The 20,362-nt window shown below is 71.2% G+C and carries 20 protein-coding genes and 2 pseudogenes; 10 read left to right on the top strand and 12 right to left on the bottom strand.

Going from position 1 to position 20,362, the window contains the following annotated elements; genetic code table 11:
* The first annotated feature begins 5 nt into the window (after nt 1-5).
* Entirely contained in the window at nt 6-644 is a 639-nt protein-coding gene (locus ACN9MM_RS00585) for a monovalent cation/H(+) antiporter subunit G (protein WP_426368623.1), read from the top strand.
* Here ACN9MM_RS00585 and ACN9MM_RS00580 read toward each other — a convergent pair.
* From ACN9MM_RS00580 to ACN9MM_RS00565, 4 genes are all read right to left on the bottom strand, one after another.
* A complete protein-coding gene (locus tag ACN9MM_RS00580; protein WP_426361741.1) occupies nt 540-1,559 on the bottom strand; it encodes an NAD-dependent epimerase/dehydratase family protein in 1,020 nt (339 codons plus the stop codon). The genes ACN9MM_RS00585 and ACN9MM_RS00580 overlap by 105 nt on opposite strands.
* Nucleotides 1,556-2,161 carry a hypothetical protein gene (locus ACN9MM_RS00575; RefSeq protein ID WP_426361740.1) on the bottom strand — a complete coding sequence of 202 codons (606 nt, stop codon included), beginning with the start codon at nt 2,159-2,161 and terminating at the stop codon, nt 1,556-1,558. Before ACN9MM_RS00575 ends, ACN9MM_RS00580 begins: the two co-directional genes overlap by 4 nt.
* 258 nt (nt 2,162-2,419) lie before the next feature.
* A complete protein-coding gene (locus ACN9MM_RS00570) occupies nt 2,420-2,767 on the bottom strand; it encodes an STAS domain-containing protein (RefSeq protein WP_426361739.1) in 348 nt (115 codons plus the stop codon).
* A gap of 129 nt (nt 2,768-2,896) precedes the next feature.
* Nucleotides 2,897-3,226, bottom strand: coding sequence for a helix-turn-helix transcriptional regulator (locus ACN9MM_RS00565; protein ID WP_426361738.1), 330 nt, complete (start codon nt 3,224-3,226; stop codon nt 2,897-2,899).
* A gap of 205 nt (nt 3,227-3,431) precedes the next feature.
* Here ACN9MM_RS00565 and ACN9MM_RS00560 point away from each other — a divergent pair, with 205 nt between their 5' ends.
* Complete coding sequence (locus tag ACN9MM_RS00560; RefSeq protein WP_426361737.1) at nt 3,432-3,755, top strand: STAS domain-containing protein; 324 nt, start codon at nt 3,432-3,434, stop codon at nt 3,753-3,755.
* A 75-nt stretch (nt 3,756-3,830) separates the two neighbouring features.
* Here the strand turns inward: ACN9MM_RS00560 and ACN9MM_RS00555 are convergent, their stop codons facing one another.
* From ACN9MM_RS00555 to ACN9MM_RS00545, 3 genes are all read right to left on the bottom strand, one after another.
* The gene (locus ACN9MM_RS00555) at nt 3,831-4,502 is read right to left on the bottom strand and encodes a nucleotidyltransferase family protein (RefSeq protein ID WP_426361736.1); all 672 of its coding nucleotides are present in this window, start codon (nt 4,500-4,502) and stop codon (nt 3,831-3,833) included.
* 116 nt (nt 4,503-4,618) lie between these two features.
* The gene (locus ACN9MM_RS00550; RefSeq protein WP_426361735.1) at nt 4,619-5,635 is read right to left on the bottom strand and encodes an iron-containing redox enzyme family protein; all 1,017 of its coding nucleotides are present in this window, start codon (nt 5,633-5,635) and stop codon (nt 4,619-4,621) included.
* On the bottom strand, nt 5,632-5,940 hold the full coding sequence (locus tag ACN9MM_RS00545; RefSeq protein WP_426361734.1) for a CDGSH iron-sulfur domain-containing protein: 309 nt from the start codon (nt 5,938-5,940) through the stop codon (nt 5,632-5,634). Before ACN9MM_RS00545 ends, ACN9MM_RS00550 begins: the two co-directional genes overlap by 4 nt.
* 211 nt (nt 5,941-6,151) lie before the next feature.
* On the opposite strand from ACN9MM_RS00545, the gene ACN9MM_RS00540 reads away from it, so the two are divergent.
* From ACN9MM_RS00540 to ACN9MM_RS00530, 3 genes are all read left to right on the top strand, one after another.
* Nucleotides 6,152-6,337 carry a hypothetical protein gene (locus ACN9MM_RS00540; protein ID WP_426361733.1) on the top strand — a complete coding sequence of 62 codons (186 nt, stop codon included), beginning with the start codon at nt 6,152-6,154 and terminating at the stop codon, nt 6,335-6,337.
* A 28-nt stretch (nt 6,338-6,365) separates the two neighbouring features.
* Nucleotides 6,366-6,950 (top strand): SRPBCC family protein, encoded by a 585-nt coding sequence (locus tag ACN9MM_RS00535; RefSeq protein WP_426361732.1) that lies wholly within the window; start codon nt 6,366-6,368, stop codon nt 6,948-6,950.
* A gap of 360 nt (nt 6,951-7,310) precedes the next feature.
* A complete protein-coding gene (locus ACN9MM_RS00530; protein ID WP_426361731.1) occupies nt 7,311-8,039 on the top strand; it encodes a HemK2/MTQ2 family protein methyltransferase in 729 nt (242 codons plus the stop codon).
* A gap of 136 nt (nt 8,040-8,175) precedes the next feature.
* Here the strand turns inward: ACN9MM_RS00530 and ACN9MM_RS00525 are convergent, their stop codons facing one another.
* Nucleotides 8,176-9,081, bottom strand: coding sequence for a S41 family peptidase (locus ACN9MM_RS00525; protein ID WP_426361730.1), 906 nt, complete (start codon nt 9,079-9,081; stop codon nt 8,176-8,178).
* A gap of 57 nt (nt 9,082-9,138) precedes the next feature.
* Between ACN9MM_RS00525 and ACN9MM_RS00520 the strand changes: the two genes are divergently transcribed.
* On the top strand, nt 9,139-9,699 hold the full coding sequence (locus ACN9MM_RS00520; protein WP_426361729.1) for an ArsR/SmtB family transcription factor: 561 nt from the start codon (nt 9,139-9,141) through the stop codon (nt 9,697-9,699).
* 27 nt (nt 9,700-9,726) lie between these two features.
* Here the strand turns inward: ACN9MM_RS00520 and ACN9MM_RS00515 are convergent, their stop codons facing one another.
* Entirely contained in the window at nt 9,727-10,170 is a 444-nt protein-coding gene (locus ACN9MM_RS00515) for a nuclear transport factor 2 family protein (protein ID WP_426361728.1), read from the bottom strand.
* Nucleotides 10,171-10,569: 399 nt separating this feature from the next.
* On the opposite strand from ACN9MM_RS00515, the pseudogene ACN9MM_RS00510 reads away from it, so the two are divergent.
* Nucleotides 10,570-11,225, top strand: a pseudogene (locus ACN9MM_RS00510) (glyoxalase).
* A gap of 156 nt (nt 11,226-11,381) precedes the next feature.
* Here the strand turns inward: ACN9MM_RS00510 and ACN9MM_RS00505 are convergent.
* Complete coding sequence (locus tag ACN9MM_RS00505) at nt 11,382-12,224, bottom strand: hypothetical protein (protein WP_426361727.1); 843 nt, start codon at nt 12,222-12,224, stop codon at nt 11,382-11,384.
* Between the two features lie 535 nt (nt 12,225-12,759).
* On the opposite strand from ACN9MM_RS00505, the gene ACN9MM_RS00500 reads away from it, so the two are divergent.
* Nucleotides 12,760-16,200: a phosphocholine-specific phospholipase C gene (locus tag ACN9MM_RS00500; protein ID WP_426361726.1), complete on the top strand. Its 3,441-nt coding sequence runs from the start codon at nt 12,760-12,762 to the stop codon at nt 16,198-16,200.
* Nucleotides 16,201-16,654: 454 nt separating this feature from the next.
* Here the strand turns inward: ACN9MM_RS00500 and ACN9MM_RS00495 are convergent, their stop codons facing one another.
* Nucleotides 16,655-17,614, bottom strand: coding sequence for an IS481 family transposase (locus ACN9MM_RS00495; RefSeq protein WP_426361725.1), 960 nt, complete (start codon nt 17,612-17,614; stop codon nt 16,655-16,657).
* 193 nt (nt 17,615-17,807) lie between these two features.
* On the opposite strand from ACN9MM_RS00495, the gene ACN9MM_RS00490 reads away from it, so the two are divergent.
* Nucleotides 17,808-18,071 (top strand): hypothetical protein, encoded by a 264-nt coding sequence (locus ACN9MM_RS00490; protein WP_426361724.1) that lies wholly within the window; start codon nt 17,808-17,810, stop codon nt 18,069-18,071.
* A gap of 1,285 nt (nt 18,072-19,356) precedes the next feature.
* Nucleotides 19,357-19,473, top strand: a pseudogene (locus ACN9MM_RS00485) (Ku protein); the annotation flags it as partial.
* Between the two features lie 279 nt (nt 19,474-19,752).
* Here the strand turns inward: ACN9MM_RS00485 and ACN9MM_RS00480 are convergent.
* On the bottom strand, nt 19,753-20,334 hold the full coding sequence (locus ACN9MM_RS00480; RefSeq protein WP_426368622.1) for a zeta toxin family protein: 582 nt from the start codon (nt 20,332-20,334) through the stop codon (nt 19,753-19,755).
* Nucleotides 20,335-20,362: the final 28 nt, after the last annotated feature.

Genomic DNA, 20,362 nt, shown 5'->3' with positions numbered 1-20,362 from the left:
CTCACGTGGTCGTCCTCGTCCTGCTGTGGGCCGGAGTGGCCGCCGTGCTCCTGTCCGCGGCGGCCCTGCTGCGCCTGCGCGGCACGCTGACGCGGCTGCACGCCCTGGTGCCCGCGTCCTGTCTGGGACTGCCCCTGATCGCCGTCGCGGTGGCCGTCGACCAGGGCGCGGGCCGGGCGGCGGCCAAGACGCTGTTCATCGGCCTGCTCTTCGCGGCCGGCGGCACGGTCACCACCGTCGCCGTCGGACGGGCCGCGGGAGGGGCGGGGGAGACCGGGGGAGGGGCGGGTGATCTGACCCACGCGCGCCCACGGATGCCGAGCCCGTGGGGAACCCCGGCTCAGCGCGGGCGACACGCTCCTGCCGAGTTCCTCGCAGGTCTCGCGCATGAAGCTCCGGACCACGGGCATGTGCCGGACGAGCGTCGCCGTCCGGCCTTCCCCCCTCCGGATGGTGGCGCTCCCGGCTCTCAAGGAGCCTCCCGTGTCAGGCGGCTTTCCCTTCAGGGGGACGGCAGCGCCGCGGTCTCTCGCGCCACGTCACCGGGCCAGGGCGGCCGCTCCGACCAGGGGAGGAGTGTCAAGGCCTTTGCTTTCGCGGAGGCCCTCCAGGAAGGCCGCGACCGCTTCCGAGGCCGTGCGTGAGGGGATCCACCCCAGTTCGTCGCGGGCCCGGCCGGCGTCGAGGAGCGGCAGCCGCAGGACGGCGTCCAGCAGCCCGGGCGCGGCGGGGACCAGGTGCAGCTGCCAGGCCGCGGCCAGGGCGGCGCGGGCCGCCGAGGCCGGCATCGGCACGGTCCGGGCGTTCAGCAGCCGCGCCACGGCCGTGGTGTCCAGCACCGGTTCCGCGACGAGGTTGAAGGGACCCCGGACGGGGCGTACCACGGCCCGGCGGTACGCGTCGGCCGCGTCGTCGGTGTGCAGCGCCTGGAAGCGGAGCCCCGTGACGGCGGGCAGCAGCGGGAGCAGGCCGGGCCGGAGGAGCCGTCCGGGAAGCAGCGGGCCCGCGAAGATACGGCGCTGCTCGGACGCCGACGTGGCCTTGAAGAGGAATCCCGGGCGCATCCTCACCACCCGCATGTCCGGGTGGGTCAGTTGGTAGCCGTCCAGGTACCGCTCCAGGTATGCCTTCTCCCGGGTGTAGGCGGCGCCTGGCCACCCATGGGTCGGCCAGGACTCGTCGACGGGTCTTCCGTCGGACGGGCCCGGCGAGTACGCCCCGACCGAGGAGGCGTGCACCAGGACGCGTACTCCGGCCCGGGCACAGGCGTCGAAGACGCGCATCCCGCCCAGTACGTTGGTGCGCCAGGTCTCCACCGGATCATGGGTCGGCTGGAACTTCCAGGCGAGGTGCACCACGGCGTCCGCTCCCGCGAACAGCCCGTCGAGGTCGGCTCCTCCCGGATCGATGTCGGCCGCCTCCCACCGCACTCCACGGACGTTCCGGTCCGGTGTGCGGCGCGCGAGGCCGAGCACGTCCGTCACCGTCGGCTCCGCGGCCAGCGCGTGGACCACGCTCGTCCCGGCATTGCCCGTCGCACCCGTCACCACGACCCTCATGACGCCCACCTGACCTTGACGAACGGACGGTGCGACCGCTGCCGACCGGTGCCGGAAGGCGGGTGCGGTGCGCGCTGGGCGCTCGGCGCGAGCGCCAGGTCCACCGCCGCCAGCCGCAGGTCCTCCAGCTGCGCGCTCTGGTGTTCGGCACGGGCTGCCAGGCGGTCGACCGTCCCTGCGTCGATGCGGTCGTCACCGCGGGCGAGTTCACGTAGGGAACGCCAGAGGGCCAGTTTGCCCTCCACTCCCAGCCGTAGTGACTCGAATTCGAGCACGTCGCTGAGGGGCGAACGGGACACCAGCCGGCCGTTGAGCTTGGCCCGGCCGACCCTTTCGGCGCATCGCAGGACAAGGGCACGTGTCCGCATCACGGGAACGTCGAGCGAGGCCATGATCTCCACCAGGCTCGTGCGATCCTCGGCTATCTCGTCGACCAGTGCCCGCAGCCGCGCCCCGGCGGGCCCCTGCTCGTGCACCCGGGCCATGCGACGCACGAGTGCGTCGCCGGCCGCCGAGCCCGCGTAATGATCGTTGAGGTAGATGCGGAGCAGGCGATCCGGATCCGGGGAGGGGGACCGGGAACGGCCGTGGTCGGAAAGCATGTCACCAACTCCCGTCACGAGGGCGGCAGCGACCCGTCCGTGAGGACGGACGGACCGTGGGGGCGGAGCAGGCGCGGCGCGCGCGATCCCGAATCATCGGACCGCACGACACGACGAGCCCGCGTCGTTCAGCGGCTTCCCCGACCCAAGACAGGGAAACGGGCAAAAATGAGATTCTCCACCGTGACGTGACGTGACGTGACGTTCCGGTCCTGTCCGCTCGTCGGTCGAGGTGGACGCGCTCAGGATGTCGGCGACTCAGTCCACCCCGGCGGGGATGTACGTGAACAGGTCTTCCGACCGGGTGAACTCCAGCAGCCTGATCATCTGGTGGCTGGGAGCCGCCAGGGCGAGGTGGACGCCCCGCTTCAGCGCCGCCAGCCTGACCGACAGAAGGACATTGAGCCCCGAGGAGTCGCAGAAAGAGGAGTTCCGCAGGTCGACGACGACATCCGAGCCCGGAGGAGTCCGGTCCAGGGCCGTCATGAGTGACGCGCGCAGCTCTTTCGAGTGTTCGAAGTCCATCTCACCGCTCACGCGGACCACGCTCCGACCGCGTCCTGCGTGAGGGGTCGGGCGGCCTGTGTCGGCGGCGCCGGTGGCCATCATGCACCTCCTGTGTGCTGTCGGGCCCCTCCTCGCACCGCCTGCTCCAGGCCGGTACGTCCTCTCGCGCCTGAACGGCCCTCGCGTCGACGGAGCGGGCGGTGTGCCGGGCGGGGGCTCGGATCTTGCTCAGCCGCCACCGGCTTCGGTGGGGCCGCGCGGGTCCGCGAGGAGCGCGATGAGGCCGGCGATCTGATGCCCGGCCTCGGCGGGATGCCGGAAGCGGGATCCTTCGACGATGCCGTAGTGGTTGCGGCGACCGTCGTCCGCGCGGCTGCGCGTGAGGTAGCCCGCCTCCTCGAGGTCGGTGACGATGGCCAGCACCGTGCGCTCGGTGATGCCACAGGTCGCCGCGATGTCGCGGAGCCGGGCGCCGGGGTCACGTGAGATCGCCAACAGGACCCGGGCGTGGCTGGTGAGGAAGGTCCACTCCGTGTGAGTGCCTCCGGTTTCCCTCATAGGAACATGGTGCACCCGGAAGGGATCGCCCGTAATAGTCTGAAGCGGATTTCAGGTAATTATTGACGTGCAATCCAGCAAGTCGGACAATTCTTGCCAGGGGTGTCGTCTTCCTGGAGGCGCGATGACTCAGTACTCCGATCCCACTCGCGCCGTCTTCCGGCCGCCACCGGAGAGTGCGGGCGACGGAGAGGTCAGCGTCTCCGTGAGGTCCACCCCCGGCGGCGCCGCCGCCACCGTCAGCGGCGAACTCGACGTCGCCAGCGCCACCTTCCTGAGAACGGCTCTCCTGAAAGCCCTCGAGGGCTGCGTCGAGGGCGGTTCGGTGACTCTCGACCTGTCCCAGGTGACGTTCTGCGACTCCACCGGCTTGAACGTACTGCTGAGGGCGCGCCGCTGGGCCCTCGGCGAACACCGCGCCCTGACCATCCGAGCCGCCAGCCCCCAGATGTCCCGCCTCCTGGAACTGACCGGGGCGGCCCCGCTCTTCGCGGAGGAGGGCTCACAGGGCCCGAACGCGGGAGCGTGAGGGAGAAGCAACGCACAGACATCCCTGGGGCCGACAGCCGTACCCGTGCGCCGTCGTGTCAGGACTCGTGCCGCCTCAGGACTCGTGCCGCCGGGGCAGCACGTCCAGCAGTTCGAGGAGCCACAGAAAGGCTTCGCCCATCGGGGCTCCGGCGAGGTCCTCGCGTACCCGCTCCCACTCGATCCGCTCGCGCAGCCCACGTGCCATCGGCAGCAGCGGACCGAAGTCGCAGTGGTGCTCGGACAGCGCGAGCAGGCTGCAGGTCATGAGGTCGGTCGGTGCGAGCACCGGCATGTGCACGGAGTCCACCGGCAGGGTCTGGGCGCGGGCGAGGAGTTCGGACGTGACGGGCCGTCCTGCGAGGGAGAAGATCAGGTCGATCTCCTCGCCGCCCGCGCGGGCCTTCACGAGCCAGTCCTCGGGAGGGTCCACGATCCGCACACCGTGTTCCCGCAGGGATTGCGCGACCACGTCGGCGTCCTCGCGCAGCAGCGCGAAGTCCGTGTCGTGCTGGAGCCGGACCGGGATTCCGTGTGCGTACGCGGCGACGCTGCCCACCAGGGCGAACGGACGACCCGACGCCTTCAGCACGGCACCGACCTCCTTCGTGGTCTCCAGGATCGCCTGCGTGTGGTCGGGCGGGAGGGCCGGGGGCCTCGCGCGGGGCGTCGGTGCCGGCGAGGGGTACCGGAAGGGACCCGTCCCGTCCGTCGCCGGGTGCGCGGAGGCGCTGTCCGTCCGATTCATGGCCCGCTCCTCCTCTTGCGGCTGGACGCCAACGCCCTTGTGAAGGGGACCGGCCCTGCACAGGTGCGGGCGCCTCATCCGCGGAATCGTCGTGGCACACCGTGCCGGCGCGCATGTCACGAGGGTGGCGGCAGGGGTGTGCGCAAGGCGCTCTCGCCGCGGGTCCAGGCGTCCACCACGTGGCTGCCGAGCCGGTCCTCCAGGAGGCAGGTCGCGGCGACGCCGAAGGCGACCTCAGGAGCGAGCGCGGGCTCGTCCTCCAGAACACCGCCCACGACCTCCCGGCGCACCAGCTGCTCGTGGACGGCGTCGGCCTCCACGTGCTCGTCGAAGTACCGCTCCGCGGCGGGTCCCGCCCCGGTCCGGCGCATCGCGGCGGCCATGCGGGAGGCGGCGGGCGGCGAGGTCGTCTCCACCACGGCGAAGTGCCCCACGAGCGCCCCGCGCAGTCTCCTGTGCAGGCCGAACATCGACATCAGGTTCGAGACCGCCAGCAGCTCCGCTCCGGCGGCGTTCGTGTAGCGCCCGTACGAGGGGTCGAGACCCAGGTCGGCCATGAGGTCCGCGTAGAGCCGGGAGTGCATCCGCTCCACTCGCCCGGCTCCGTACTCGTCGTACTCCACGGCCACCATGGCGGCCTTGGCGCGCCCACGCAGCCGGGGCACGACCCACAGGTGAGGATCCGCCTCCCGCAGCTGGTGCACGGAGCGCAGGGCGGCGTACTCGCGCAGGTGCCAGGACTCGCCCCGGGACGCCAGGAAGTGGGACACGCCGTGTCCGTCGGCCGGCTCGACGAGCAGGGCCCGTAGGGCCTCGTCGACGTCCGCCGGGCCCCGGCAATCGTGGCGCAGGGCGCTCTCGAAGCGGCGCTCCAGAAGGGCCCGCACACCGAGCAGGCCGGGATCCCACTCCAGGGTGTCGGGCACCCCCGCGAAGCCCCGGTAGTGGAGCTCGTAACAGAGGTGGAGGGCGAGGTGGAGATCCTCGCCGTACGGGGAGCAGCGCGCGATCACAGCCGCCGGGGGCAGCCGTGCGGGATCGCCGCGGAGCCGCTCCCGGACGGCACGGGAGATCTCGCCCCGCGCCTCGGGCGCCTCGGGCTCCGCGGCGGGAATCGTCAGGGACACGGTCATGACGATTCCGCCTTCCGGGGCGGACGCGTGGCACTGCGTCGCGCGTGCGAGCGGTGGCTCGTGTCGCAGAACGGCGCCCGCAGACTCCGCCGACAGGTGCAGAGAGCCATGACGGGCCGCTCGCAGCGGATCACCGTGCCGTCCGGCATGACGATCTCGGCGGGCCCCTCGACGAGCAGCGGCCCCTCCGGCAGCAGGCGGATACGAGGCGGATCCGTGCGGCCCCGTCCCGGCCCCGAGCCCCCTGCTCCGTCGTCCGCCGCGTACCGCACCAGCGGAGCGCCGTCGTTCGAGGAAGCGGACATCACCCACACCACCCATCGCGTCGACTGCGTCGGTACCGTGCGACTGCCCGCACCTCCCGGCCCGAACCATGCCCGGCCCGCAACACGGGTCCGGGCCGACCCGCGCGGCGCGTGGCCGCCCGGTCAAGGGACGCTCCTGGAGCCATGGATTCCGGTTGTCCGCAGTGGGCAGTCGCCGGGCGGACAGCACGACAGGGCGGAGGCGGCTCAGATGACTGGGAACCACGACGGCACCACGGCGACCGACCGGCACACGGTCAGCGACGCGGAGTTCCGCCACCTCATGACGGAGGCGCGCGCCGAGCTGCGGCGCCGGTGGATCGGCGGGACGCCCCGGGCGGAGCCCGACTACGCCTTGCGCTCCCAGCACGCCGAGTTCGGGGCCGCCGCCCACTGAGACACCCTCGGTGACCGAGGAGGACACCATGAGCGTGGTACAGGAGACGATCAAGGTCGAGGCCCCGCTGCGCACGGTCTACGACCAGTGGACGCAGTTCGAGGACTTTCCCCGCTTCATGGACGGTGTCGAGGAGGTGAAGCAGCTCGACGCCCGCCGCTGTCACTGGCGTATCCGGCTGGCGGGCGTCTCGAGGGAGTTCGACACCGAGATCGTCGACCAGCTTCCCGACGAGCGGATCTCCTGGCGGACGGTCGGAGGCGACGTCCAGCAGAAGGGCGTCGTCACCTTTCAGGGGCTGGACGCCACGCATACGCGGGTCAGCCTCGCGCTCGACGTCGCGCCCCGGGGCGTGGTCGAGCGGGCCGGTGAGGCGCTCGGCTTCCCGAAGCACCGTGTCCAGGGCGATCTGGAGCGGTTCAAGGACTTCATCGAAGGACGCGACGGTGCCACCGGCGGCTGGCGCGGCCGGCTCCGTCCCGCCGACAGCTCGGGCACGCCCGGCGCCGCGGCGGCCGGTGAGGTGGCCGGTGCCGCCCGGCCCGAGCCGGAGCGGCCGGGCCCGTACCCCGGCCCGTTGCCGAGCAACCCCGACGAAGAGCCCCGCGTCTGACCTGTTCGGAGATGCCGCAGTCAGCGCACGCGGACGACCGGGAGGCGGAAGAGGCTCCGTCTTGTGGCACGGTGCGTCCGGGATCCCTGTCACGAGCCAAGCGGGTCGTAGAGGCCACCGCCGGCGCAGGTCGCTCTCGTGTCGCACCGGCCAGACGCTGGCCGAACGCGGGGACGCGCGTGCCGGCGAAGGCCGAACGGCCCCGGCGGATGGGGCCGGAGACGGCAGAGAGCCGATGCCGCACCGACGCGCCGTGCGTGCCTCGGCCGACAGAGCGGCGGGGGACCGCGCCGCGTGCGTCGGATTGCCCCGGCAGAAGGCGGGTAGTCGCGCAGCCATGGATGGGACAGGACGACCGCGATGAGAGTGATCATCCCACCGGGCGTGTACGCCCCCCAGGACGACACCGAGCTGCTTCTGCGGAGCCTCGCCCGCGAAGACCTCGGACCGGGGGTCCGCACGCTCGACCTCTGCACCGGCACCGGCGTTCTCGCCGTCGCGGCAGCCCGCAGGGGCGCCGAGGCGACGGCCGTCGACATCTCGGGCGTCTGCGTCGCGACAGCGCGGCTCAACGCGCGGCTCCACGGATGCCGGGTCAGGGCCGTACGCGGAGACCTGGCGGCACCGGTGAGAGGCGAGCGCTTCGACGTGGTGACCGTCAACCCGCCGTACGTACCCGCCGTCTCGCCACAGGTGCCGACTCGCGGCAGCCGCCGCGCCTGGGACGCGGGGCCCGACGGGCGGCTGCTTCTGGACCGGATCTGTCGCGCGGCCCCCTCCGTGCTCGTACCGCACGGCATCCTGCTGCTCGTTCAGTCGTCACTCAGCGATGTCGCCGCCAGCCTGTCGGCGCTGCGAAGTGCGGGACTGCGGGCCCGGGTGGCGGCGAGCACGGTCCTTCCGTTCGGTCCCGTCATGACGGCGCGCGCCGCCTGGTTCGAGGAACGGGAACTCGTCGCACCGGGCACCCGCACCGAGAAGCTGGTGGTGATCCGCGCGGTCCATGAGCCGCTCCGCCTCCAACCGACGGCACATCTGTGGAGCAGGGGCGGAGGGGCGGCGCACGCGCCGGGAACGCCACCCTCCTGAACAGGCGGTCGGGGGCGCGGGCGAACCGAGGAGGGGCGGGGCCGTGATCGGTTCAGACCGGACAGCAGCCGACGGGCCAGGGCTCCTCCCGGGCCCGGAAGCACGCGTCCGGACGGCGGCGGGACGCTGCGCCGGGTCAGACCGCCAGGCGGGTGAGGGCCAGGGCGTGCGCGCGGTCGAGGGAGTCGGCGGCAGCGCAGGGGACGTCCGGCTGCACGCCCGTGCCCTCCCAGTTCGTACCGGAGACGGGGTTGACGGCACGGCCGACGGGGATGGTCGCCTCCAGGTGGGGGTGCACCGTCCAGCCCCTGCACGGGTGCGCACCGCCGAGGGTGGGCTCGCCGACGACGACGGCGCGGCCGAGCTGCTGGAGGTTGTACGCGAGCTCTTCGGCCGCGGAGAAGGTGCGGGCGCTGGACAGCACGTACAACGGCTTGGTTCCGCCGAAGCGGGCGCCGGGCACGTGCGGCAGGCTCCAGGACTGCTCGACGCGCTCGCCGCTGCGCCAGTGCATGGTGTTGAGGTGGGTGCGCTCGTCCAGGAGGTAGCTGCAGACGAAGGCGACCGTGTCCGGGTCGCCGCCCCGGTTGCCACGGAGATCCACGATCAGCGCCTGGGCGCGGGACGCCACGGTGAGTGCGGCGCCCAGCGGTTCGGCGGCCCACTCCAGGGGGAACAGCATCGGTGCCAGTTCCACCACGGCCACTCCGCCGTCGAGCAGCTGCACCCGGGGCGCGCCGCCCAGTGAGGTGTCGAAGTCGCGGCGCATGGAGGCCAGCGTGGCCGCGCCCTGCTCCGGGGACACCGGGTCGGCGTGGTGCTTGAGCCTCAGGTGCCGGTCGCTGTTGACGGACTGCAGGTCCGCGGTGACCAGCCGGGCGAGCTCCTCGGCGCCGTCGACGTCGTAGGCGCCCTCGGCGAGGCGGTGTCGCAGCAGGTCGGCGACCTGCTCGGCTATCTCGGGGAAGACGTAACGCTCGGTCAGGAGCTGGGCCGTCGCGTCGATGACGGGTGCGGGCGAGAGTGTCGTGGAAGTGGTCATGGCAGGAAGTAGAGCACTGTACTTGCGGAAGCGTCAAAGACTTTAGACACTTTCGGTATGCCTGATCAGCCTGCCTACCCGCCGCCCCCCGAGGACGTCCTGGAGATCGGTGCGCCCGAGCAGTTCGCGGCGCTCGCCCACCCGTTGCGCCAGCGGTTGCTCTTCGCCCTGGGGCACCGGCCTGCCACCACCAGCCAGCTCGCTGGACAGCTCGACGCGAAGAAGGGCAACGTCGCCCACCACCTCAAGGTTCTCCGCGAAGCCGGGCTGATCCACATCGCCGAGACCCGCCGGGTTCGCGGCGGCACCGAGCAGTACTTCCAGCGCACGGCCCGCCACATGCTCGTCGCCGAACCCCAGGCGGCAGGCACCGCCGCGATGCTCGCCGCGGTCGCCCACGAACTGAGCCGCTCTCCCGCCGAAACCCACCTGACGCTGCGTCATCTGCGCCTGAGCCCCGAGAAGGCGAGGGAGCTCGGCGAGACCCTCACCCGACTGGTCGACGATGCCGAGGAGAACGCCGAGGAGGAGCCCCTGCACGGCGTTCTCGTGGCGCTCTACCAGCAGGCTCCCCCCGCTCCCAGCGGCACCGCCGTTTCCGCCCAGGATCTGCGGTGACGGCGCCCCCCGACGCCGGACAACCGTCTACCGCTTCCCCGCCTCGAACGCCTGGGCCACGGCCAGGCTGTCCTCATAGACGTGGTGCCGGGTGACAAGGCCGTTCTCGACAGTGAGGTGCAGGGCGAACCGCGCACGATACGCACGTCCGGTGGGTCGGGCGGTCTGACGGATCTCGCCGAGCACGACCGCGTCGCTGCCGTCGACGAGAATGCGCTCGATCTCAGTCGCCGCGCGCTCCGGTACGTGGTACTCGGCAAGCTCGCGGTAGTGGGCGGCGGCGTCGGCCCGGGTGGACCGGTGACGGATCCAAGGCGTGGCGGTACGGCCGTGCTCGGCCTCCGGCCAGTCGAGCTTCCAGTCGCCGTGTTCGGCGTACATCTCGGCGATGCGCTCAGCGTCACCCTTGCCGATCCTGCGCAACAACTCCTCCACCACTGTCCGCGTGTTCGCAACTGCCTCTGGGAACATGACCGGCCTCCGTCCTGATGCGCGTCGTCCGACGCGCCGAGATCCATGCTTCCTGCGCGGGCACGCCGAGACGATTACCTCCGAGGTAAGGCAAGTGCAGCGCCCCTCGGCCCTGGCTGGGGTCAGCACGAGAGCCAGCCCGCCCGGACCGGCTTCCCACGGCGCCTGCGGACCCCACGTACGAGGTGTGCCGGACATTCGCGACCTGGCTTCCCAGGCCGGCGCCGCAGCGCAGTCCGAGACAGGCCCACCAGGCGGCGTGTCGCCCGGGGAGCGACGGTGCCGGGCGGAGGGTGCTGAGATCAAGGTCGCAGGGACGTGGGTCGGGCACGGCGCCGAAGCGGTCCCGGGACCGGTCAGGATTCGAGAAGCCTCGACCGACGTGTGGCGCCTAGCGTGATGGTCATGGCAACCAACACTTTCACCGCAGCCGGCACGTCCCTCACTTCCGTCACCCTCGAGGTGGCGATGTAGAAGCGGCCGGCCGCTTCTACCGTGCGTTCGGCGTGGACGCGTACATCGGCCTCCGTGCTTCCGAGGCGCCCTCTACCGGGTTCCGTGGTTTCACTGTGGCGCTCACGGTGTCGGGGCCGGCCACCGTCGACATCTTCTTCGACGCGGCCGTACAGGCCGGCGCCACGGTGCTGAAGCCCGCCGTGAGGTCGTTCTGGGGGTACAGCGGTGTCGTGCGGGCGCCCGACGGCACGATCTGGAAGATCGCGACCTCGGAGAAGAAGGACATCGGCCCCGCCACCCGAGAGATCGACGAGGTCGTGCTGCTGATCGGCGTCGAGGACGTGAAGGCCACGAGGCAGTTCTACGTCGACCGGGGGCTGGGTGTGGCCAAGAGCTTCGGTGGCAAGTACGCCGAGTTCACGCCCGGCGGAGCCGGCTCCGTCAAGCTGGCGCTGTACAAGCGCCGCGCGCTCGCCAAGGACCTGGGCGTTCCCGTCGACGGCACCGGGTCGCACCGCATCGTCCTCGGCGGCACCGGCGACGCCTTCACCGACCTGGACGGCTTCACCTGGGAGAGCGTCCCCCCTGTGGTCAAGTAGCACGTGGCCCGGTGTCCGGTGAGCCGGCAGTCGGAGACCTCACATCACACCGCCGGAGCTCCCGTCTCCGCGGGCATGCCATCGGTCGGCCGTAGTTTCAGCCTGGCCTGGTGGATCGGGTCGGAAGCCGGCCCTCGCAGGTGACCGCGCGCCGGGTCAGGGGCGTTCGTAGTACTGGAGGATGCCGGCCGCCGAGAAGCAGAGGGCGCCGGTCAGAGTGCCCCAGTTGGCGATGTCGGCGTTGATCAGGCTGCCCGTGGCGGGGCGGGTGTAGGCGGCGAGTGCCGAGACCATGAAGAGTACGGAACCCAGCTGGTTCACTGCGACGATCCACCAGCCGAGGCTGCGCTTGCGGATGCAGTGCCGGCCGTGGCACAGCTCGACGAAGGCGAGCGCGCCGGAGATCAGGAAGAGTGCGCAACCGATTATGTCGGGGGCCCAGATCAACCGGTTGACCTGCTGCACGTTCAGGCCTTGCAGGAAGGAGTCGAGCAGGTCGACGGCGAACACCAACGTGCCGGCGAACAGGACGAAAGCGCTCAGCCAGTCGATCCGCATCGGCTCGTAGCTCCACCACCGCCACCGCTGCGTGACCAGAGCTGCCTCCCCTCCCGGCACATGGCGCGGGGCGTTGACGACCTGGAGCAGCGATACGTAGCCGCCGGTGTTGAAGAACAGCCCGCCGGCGAAGTAGATCGAGGCGCATGTGGTGGCGTCGCCGGAGCCGAACTGAGCGACGCCGGCACCGGCGGCGAAGAGCGCTCCACCGATGATGAAGGCGGTGGCGGCCAGGGCGTTGAGATGGCGCAGCCGGGCGAGTGCGGTGTCGTCGGCGCTGGTGTGCTGGGCGCCGGCCGTGCCGGGCGCCTCGACGGCGATGACACCTCGGCGGCGGGCGGGCCGGGATTCCCAGGTGGCGGTGCCGCCCCCGGGCGGCCGCCAGGTGAGGCGGGTGGTGAACGGTCCGGCGCCTTGGGCGAGTGGTGAGGGCTGTTCCACAGGCCGGAGACTAGACGCACCGCCGAACCCCGGCCGAGCGCAACGCCGCCGGGACAGCGGGTAATGACCGCCCACGCGGCCACGGTCGGCACGAGGCGGCGCAGCCCAGGCCGGCCGGCCATCGCCCCGCCCGCGGCTGCTGGTTCGACACCTCAAGATCGACCGGGTCCACGGGCCCACGGGCCCACAGACCCACGGGCCCACGGACCCGGACCCACGGACCCACGGGCCCACGGACCCACGGACGCGGGGACCCGGTGACGTGGGGGAGCGGGGGAGCGGGTCCAGCGGCGTGGGCCGACCGATGCCGTGCACGCGACTCCTCCTCGGTCTGGACGTCGACGGGGTCGGGAAACCGCAGGACGGGCCCGACGCAGGGACCGGTCGTGTGGTCCGCACTCCCACCGCATCCCCCGACTCGCCGTGATCATGGCCTTGACCTGCGGATTTCGTACGAGTCTCCGGCGTGAACAGTGGGCGAACCCCTGGCGCGACGGGTTTCGGAGGTGCTGTGCCACGCCCTAGCCTCCCGGCCATGTCCGACTTCTCACGCCGTCAGGTCCTCGGCACCCTCGCCGCGGGCTCCGCGCTCTCCGTCCTGCCGCCCTCCCTCCTGACGGCCATGGCCGCCCCGCTGCCGCGCGGTGGCCTCCGGGCCGTCGAGCACGTCATCGTGCTGATGCAGGAGAACCGTTCCTTCGACAACTATTTCGGCACCCTCCGAGGCGTCCGTGGCTTCGGCGACCCGCGAGCGCTGCGACTGCCCGACGGCGCGGGCGTGTTCGAGCAGCCCCGCTCCGGCGGGCCCGCCGTCCTGCCGTTCTCCGCGCGGCAGGCGGCCGTCGACGCCGGACGGCCCGAGAGCGACATCCAGTACCTCGGCTCGCTGCCGCACGGCTTCACCGACGGGGTACAGGCCCGCGCGAACGGCTGGTGGAACGACTGGATCGCGGCCAAGGGCCAGAGCACCATGGCCCACTACGACCGGCGCGACATCCCCCTCCAGTACGAACTCGCCGACCGCTTCACCATCTGCGACGCCTACCACTGCTCCGTCTTCGGCTCCACGAACCCCAACCGCAACTACCTGTGGACCGGCACAACCGGGTTCGAACCGAACGGCGGTGGCCGGGCCGTCACCAACGCCGCGTACTCCTACAGCCACGCCGGCTACGACTGGACCACCTACCCGGAGCGCCTGGAGGCCGCAGGGGTGTCCTGGCAGATCTACCAGGAATGGGACAACTTCACCGACAACGCGGTGGAGTACTTCAAGCCGTGGAAGAGGATCGGCCGGAAGATCCTCACCGCCGCCGGGTTCACCTACGCCACGACCGAGGAGTTCTACGACAAGCTGTGGGCGAAGAGCGACACCGAGCGGAAGGTAGACCTGGCCCGGTTCCGTACCGCGGTCGACGCCCTCCCCGAGAATGAGCGTCGGCTGTTCCTGCGCGGTGCCCACCGCTCCGAACCGGGCACCCTGGTCACCCGGATCAAGGCCGACATCAAGGCCGGGACCCTCCCGAAGGTCAGCTGGGTGGTGCCCACGGCCGCACTCTCCGAACACCCCGGCTCCTCCACGCCCGTCGGCAGCGCCGGCCTCGTCTACGACCTGCTGGACGCCATCGCCACAGACCCCGAGACCTGGTCGAAGACCGCGCTGTTCATCAACTTCGACGAGAACGACGGCTACTTCGACCACGTCCCCGCCCCCACCGCCCCCAGGCCGGACACCGGCGACGGAGACGACTGGGTGGGCGGCCGCCCCGTCGGCCCCGGCCCCCGCGTCCCGATGACCGTCGTGTCCCCCTGGACGGTCGGCGGCTTCGTGAACTCCGAGCTCTTCGACCACACCTCGGTGATCAGGTTCCTCGAGAAGTGGACCGGAGTCCAGGAACCCAACATCAGCGCCTGGCGCCGCAGCGTCTTCGGTGACCTGACCTCCGTGTTCGACTTCGACCGCGCCCACCGGCAGCCCGAGGTCAAACAGCCCGGTGTGGTCCCGGCGCCGATCGGCCGCTGGAACCCGGTGCCGCCGGCGACGCAGGAGCGCCCCGTCCAGGAGCCCGGCGTCCGCCCGACCCGCCCCTCCCCGTACCGGCTCTCGCTGCGCGCTGACGTCACCGCCACCGAAGTCCGGCTGGCGCTCGGCAACGAGGGGCGCCGCACCGCCGTGATCACCGCGTACCCGGGCGACGGCACCGCTCCGCGGGACTGGACCGTCTCAGGCCGGGACAGCGCCACAGACAGCCTGCCGTACGGTCCCGAGGGCTACGACCTCCAGGTGCACGGCCCCGGCTGGACACTGTGGGAGCTGCGCGGCGCCGGCACCGGCGCCGAGGCGCATGTGGTGGAGCGCGCCCACGCCCGCCGCGTGGACGTGGAGTGCACGAACCCCTCGGGGCGGACCCGGACGCTCCTGGTGGGCGAGTCCACCCATGAGCGGCGTGGCGAAGGCGGCGTGCAGACCGTCCGGCTGGCGCCCGGTCGGAAGCGGACCGTGTCCGTACCGCTCGCCCGGCACGGCTGGTACGACATCGTGGTGCTCGACGAGGACGACCCGCGCTTCCTGCGGCGGATGTCCGGCCGCCCCGCGGACAGCGGACCGAGCAGCACCGACCCGGCGATCGGGACCGGACCGGCGCTGAGCGCGGCGCTCACCCTGCCGGAGCCGCTGCCTCCGCTGACCGCCCCGCTCGTGCAGGGCAGCCCCGCCGAGGTGGTGGTGCGCGTCCGCAACGAGGAGACGGGACGGCTGAGGGACCTCGCGGTGTCGCTGCTGGCACCGATCGGCTGGACGGTGAAGCCCTCCGGGCCGGTCCCGCGGAGCCTGCCCGGCGGCGGTTCGGCGGACCTGCGGTTCACCGTCACCCCCTCGGCGGACGCCACCGCCGCCCAGCTCACCGTCACCGCCCGCGCCGAGGGCGACGGCCTGCTGCGCGTCGCGGACGCCCGGGTCCGGGCCGAGGTCGCCCGCGCGGTCAGCCTCACCCTGACCGCTCCGGCGAGCTCCCCCGGCACCGACGGCTGCGCGCTGTACCCGGAAAAGCCGCTGTCGGTGACCGCGACCGTCACCAACGCGGGGAACGCCCCGCTCACCGCCCTGTCGGCGGCGCTGGCGGTACCGGACGGGTGGCGTGCCCAATCGGCCGCCGGGACCCCGGCCTCGGTTCCAGCCCGTACGTCGGTGAAGGTGGTGTGGGAGGTCACGGCGCCAGCGTCGGCGGCGCGTACCTCGGCGACGCTCAATGCGACCGTCGGCGGGCGCACCGCGGGCGGCGCGGCGGTGGAGCAGGCCGGATCGCTGGCCACCCGGGTGGGGCCGGTGATGACCGGCTACCTGCTCGCCGAGGACTTCGAATCCCTCGCCGACCGGCTGGCCCCGGCCACCGACCTGAGCCGTCCGGGGCTGAAGGGCTGGACGCGGACCGCGCCCGAGGGGTGGACGGTCACCAACGCGGCCGGGATGCCGCAGGGCACGGAGGAGCTCAACGGCTGGTCGTTCCTGTCCCGGCAGTTCTGGTTCCCGGCCGGCCAGGAACGCGCGGCGTTCGGCCGGTCCCTGGGCATCGTCGCGGTCGCCGACCCGGACGACTGGGACGACACGGGCAGCCCGTCCAGCCGTGGCACCTTCGACTCGACGCTGACGACGCCCGCGGTCGCGCTCCCGGCGGGGACCCCGACGCTGTACCTGGGCTTCGACTCCCACTACCGGCAGGAGAGCCCGCAGGAGGCGGAGGTGACCGTGGTCTTCAACACCGGCTCCACCTCTCGGGTGCTTCACTACTCCAGTGCGGCGTCGGGGAACACCAACGGCGGCCGCGACCAGCAGAACCGTCTCGTCACCGCCTCCTTCCCCGTGCCGGCCGACGCGCGCTCGGTGAAGGTGGCCTTCCGGGTCCACCACGCGGGCAACAACTGGTTCTGGGCGGTGGACAACATCAGGCTGAGCGCCTTCCCCGTCACCGACGCCTGACCGGCTCCGGGCCCCCGCTCGGCGGGGGCCCGGCTGCCGGGGGCGCGCCGGCAACGCCTCACCCGCGACGACCGAGCGCGGTCTCTGTGACGGCCGGCCGGGGGCGGGGCGGTCGTCAGCCGACTGGTCTACGCGAGCATGCGCCGCTGTATGGCCAGTCCTAGGGTCCAAGTGCAGGTACTGCCAGATCACGACCGTGACGGTCACGGAGCAGCAATGGACGATCCAGAAGCGCCGCAGAGCGACGGTCTGACGGCGGGGGAGCGGTTCAGCTCGTTCACCAAACGCAACGCCGTGTTGGTGGCGGTCTTCTTCCTCTCCAACCTTCTGACCGCGCACCCTCGTTACGGCCGTCACGGTCCTGAGGGATTCACAGACGGACTGACATGCTGCGGAGTACGGAAAACTCAAAGAGCTCCGAGCGGGCTACACGCTGGAGAAGTTTCAAAAGGAGCTAGGTGTATTGACCCGCAGGGTTGTTGACGCGGCTGATGGGTGGGTGTCCGTCGAGTGCGGTGTGGCAGCGGTGGTGGTTGTAGGTGTGGAGGAAGTCTGCCAGGGCTTCGGTCCGCTCGGTGTTGGAGGTGTAGGGCCGTAGGTAGGCCCATTCGTCGAGCAGGGTGCGGTTGAAGCGTTCGACCTTGCCGTTGGTCTGCGGCCGGTAGGCGGCCCGGGTCAGCTTGCCCGTGGCGCCGAGCTCAGCCAGGGTGTTCTTCCAGGCCAGGCCCTTGCGGTAGGCCCAGGCGTTGTCGGTCAGGACCCGCTCGATCCGGTCGATGCCCTGGGAGTGGAAGAAGGCAGCAGCGCGGGCCAGGAAACCCGCGCAGGTCGCGACTTTCTCGTCGGGGTGGATCTCGCTGTAGGCCAGCCGGCTGTGGTCGTCGACGGCGGAGTGGATGTAGTCGTAGCCCATGTTGCTGCGGGTGGCCCGGCCGGCCTGTCGGCCCAGGGCCTTGTGACCGCCGCCGTCGGGAATCCGGCCGAGCTTTTTCACGTCCACGTGGATCAGCTCGCCGGGCCGGTCGCGTTCGTAGCGGCGGATGACGGTGCCGGTCGGCCGGTCGAGCCATGCGAGGCGGTTGAGGCGGTGGCGGGTCAGGATCCGGTGCACGGTCGAGGCGGGCAGGCCCAGGATCGGGCCGATTCGGGCCGGGCCGAGTTTGCGGCTCTGCCGCAGGTCGCAGACACGGGCTTCCACCGCGGCCGGAGTCCGGTGCGGTGTCGTGCGAGGCCGGCTGGAGCGGTCGTGCAGGCCCGCGTCTCCCTCGGCCCGCCACCGGCGGATCCATTTGTGGGCCGTGGCCCGGGAGATGCCCATCTCGGCGGCCACATGAGCGACCGGACGGCCTGAGCGGACACGTTCGACCAGCAGTCTTCTACCGAAGACGGTCAGCCGGGCATTACGGTGGGGCACGAAGACCTCCGTGCGGTGAGTTCCTAGACAGCTCCCACCCCACCGGAGGTCTTCGCCATGTTCAAGACCAGACCCGTGTCAACAACGCTCGTGATCAATACAGCTAGGGCCGCCCGTCTTCCGTACGCCTCTTGAGCCGGACAGCTCGTTCGCGCGGAACGTGTACCGCCCCAGGCGTGAGTACTGGGTGGAGGTGATCTCCGACAAGAGCAACTCTGCCGTGACCTACGCAGTGACAGCCTGCGATCCGACGTTCCGGCCCGAGTTCTTCTTCGTCGGCAACGACAGGCGGAACAGGGTCGCTCTGAACGAAAGCACCCTGTCAGACGTACTTCCCAGTCAAGAGCAGAGTGACCTCTGGCTCAAGGTGTACTTCGGCGGGACGGGGAGCAGCTACAGCCTCGTGTTCCAGGTGTACGACCTCGGGGGCGGAACTCACTACCGCCAGTTCGCGTAGGGGCTGAACGACGTCTGCCCGACATGGCACTCCAAAACCCCCGGGTCCGGGTACGACCCGCAGTCGTCCTGGTCCGACTGGTACAGCACGAACCGGAAGTCGGAGGATCCGCCGGGCCACGTCTTCGCCTCGAACGTCGGAGCGCGAACGATCATGGCTGAGTCGGTGGTCAACACCTACGCGGAGACGGCGTTCTCCGAGGAACTGCTCACCTACTACCCGACGCAGATCGGCGTGAGTCGGCTCACCGTCCAGTAGAGCCGGCACCCGGTGCCCACCGAACACCCCCGCGCCCGCACCACTCCCGCAGCCTGACGGCGGCCCGCGTAGTCCGGCTGGTGGCTTTGTTCGCGAGAACCGGGTTCTGGCCGAGATCTTAGTGAGGCGTTGCGGAGGATGACGTTTTCGTTCGGCTGGAAGGGAGGTGCACACGTCCCAAGCCCGTCAGCGCTCCCGCATTCTGGTCCACCACCAGCCGAACGACGCCAAGTCGATGTGATGTGGCTCTGGCAAGGTACGACGCTCTAGTTCTTCGTCGATGCGCATGATCAGACGGCCCAAGTCCGATTTAGCTCCTGGAGGAAGGTGCCGCATCGCCCATTCCAGGTCGTCACGGGCATCGTTTATCCCGGGCGAGCAGAACTCGGAGGCATCCAAGTACCGGCCAGGCTGCGCGAAAGCCCGCTCGACAAGAGTGAGCGCGTCAGCGACCGCGTTGGGCCACATCTCCTGGTCTTCGACCCTGCGGATCGCTGCACGAGTCCGCGCGGAGACACCACGGACTTTCAGGACCGGACACTGCCATCGTGGCCGCCACCGCTCTGCGCGGACGGCCTTGGGCCGCCTACGCGGCATCGCCCTTTCGGATCAACATGAGGCCATCCTGCCACCGCTGGGCACCTGCCTGGGCCTGGATCCACCGGCAGGTGTTCCCTGTCTCTCGGTTCTGGCGCAGATCTTGAGTGGCGTCTCGGGGAGCGAATGGAGCAGGAGCATCTTGCGAAGTAGTGGAATCCGGCTCGGCCGTAGAGCAGCTGCTTGATCTTCTTGATGCGGTCGGCGGCCCCCTCGATGCTGCCGGAGCTGCGGTCGCGAATGAGGCCGGCTGTCACGGCCATGGGGACAGGCGGGTACGACCGTTGGCGCTAAGCCTTGATTACGGCTCTCAACTGCGACTCTCGGCGTTCGGACGGGGCTGGGACTGAAGCCGCTCACGGAGGCCCCTCGACGACCGCCGGGCTTGCTTGACGTGGTGCAGAGAAACTACGCCCGCCCGAAGGGCGAGGTGTCCGCGAAGCCGCACACCCTGCTCCGCCCGGCCCTGAACAGGACCGACAAGGTCGCGGTCGTGAAGTACGCGCTCCGCGGCAGGGAGCGCCTCGGTCGGCTGCGCCCGGTCGGCGCGTGCGCTGGCCGAGCACCGAGCGCCGGCACCGGTCGCGGGCGAGGAGACCGAGGCGACGCCGGTGGGCGACCTCATGGCCGCGCTGGAGTCGTTTGTGGCCAAGGCGAAGGAGTCCCGCGGCGGGCCCTTTAGGCCTGGCCGCCGCTCCTGATCTGGTTCAGTCGACCGGGGTGCGCTTTCGTGGCACGGTCCGCCCACCCCCGGGCCGCAGGTGCCGATGGAGGATCGGCTCCTCGCCGCGATCGTGCGCACCAGAGGACGGACGGCTGCCGGCAGTCACACCGGTCCGAGCGCGCCTTGCATCGCGGCGTACACGGCGGGGTGGACCAGCGGCCGCGCAAGCTCGACGACTGCGGCGAGCTCCTGACGGGCCGGGTCGCGCATCTCCGGTGGCAGCGCCTCGATCCGTTGAAGGGTCCGGCCCGTGACGCCGGCGAACATCCGGGACTTCTGCTCCGACCAGGGGGCGTTGCGTTCCCGCTCCACCGCCCCCGGGGTGTCCGCTTCGCGGAGCCAGCGGTCGGAGGAGTCCAGGAGGTTGCTGTAGTCGACGCTCGCGTCGCGGCGTACCACGAAGACGGCGTGCGAAAGGGGTCCGGTGTCCAGGTTGCCGGTCGCACGCACGACACCGTCGTAGCAGGCGTCGTTGATGGCCAGGTCGATCTTCCGGCCGCGGCCGAAGGCCTCGATCTGCTGGAGGTAGCGGTCCAGGGCGCCCAGGCGGCTCTCCGACTCGTGGACGGCGACCGCCGGGATCTCGATCCGGTAGCCGGCCGCCCACAGCCGTGCGGTGGGCTCCTCGAAGTCGCGCAGGTCTCGCATCACCGACTCCATGACGATGTCGAAGCCCTGCTCGATGGCGTACGCCTAGGACTTCTCCATCCAC

It is taken from the genome of Streptomyces sp. E-08 (assembly GCF_049913095.1).
Lineage (GTDB): Bacteria > Actinomycetota > Actinomycetes > Streptomycetales > Streptomycetaceae > Streptomyces.
The sequence above is the reverse complement of the archived record's forward strand: the minus strand, read 5'-3'. Positions and strand labels throughout refer to the sequence as shown.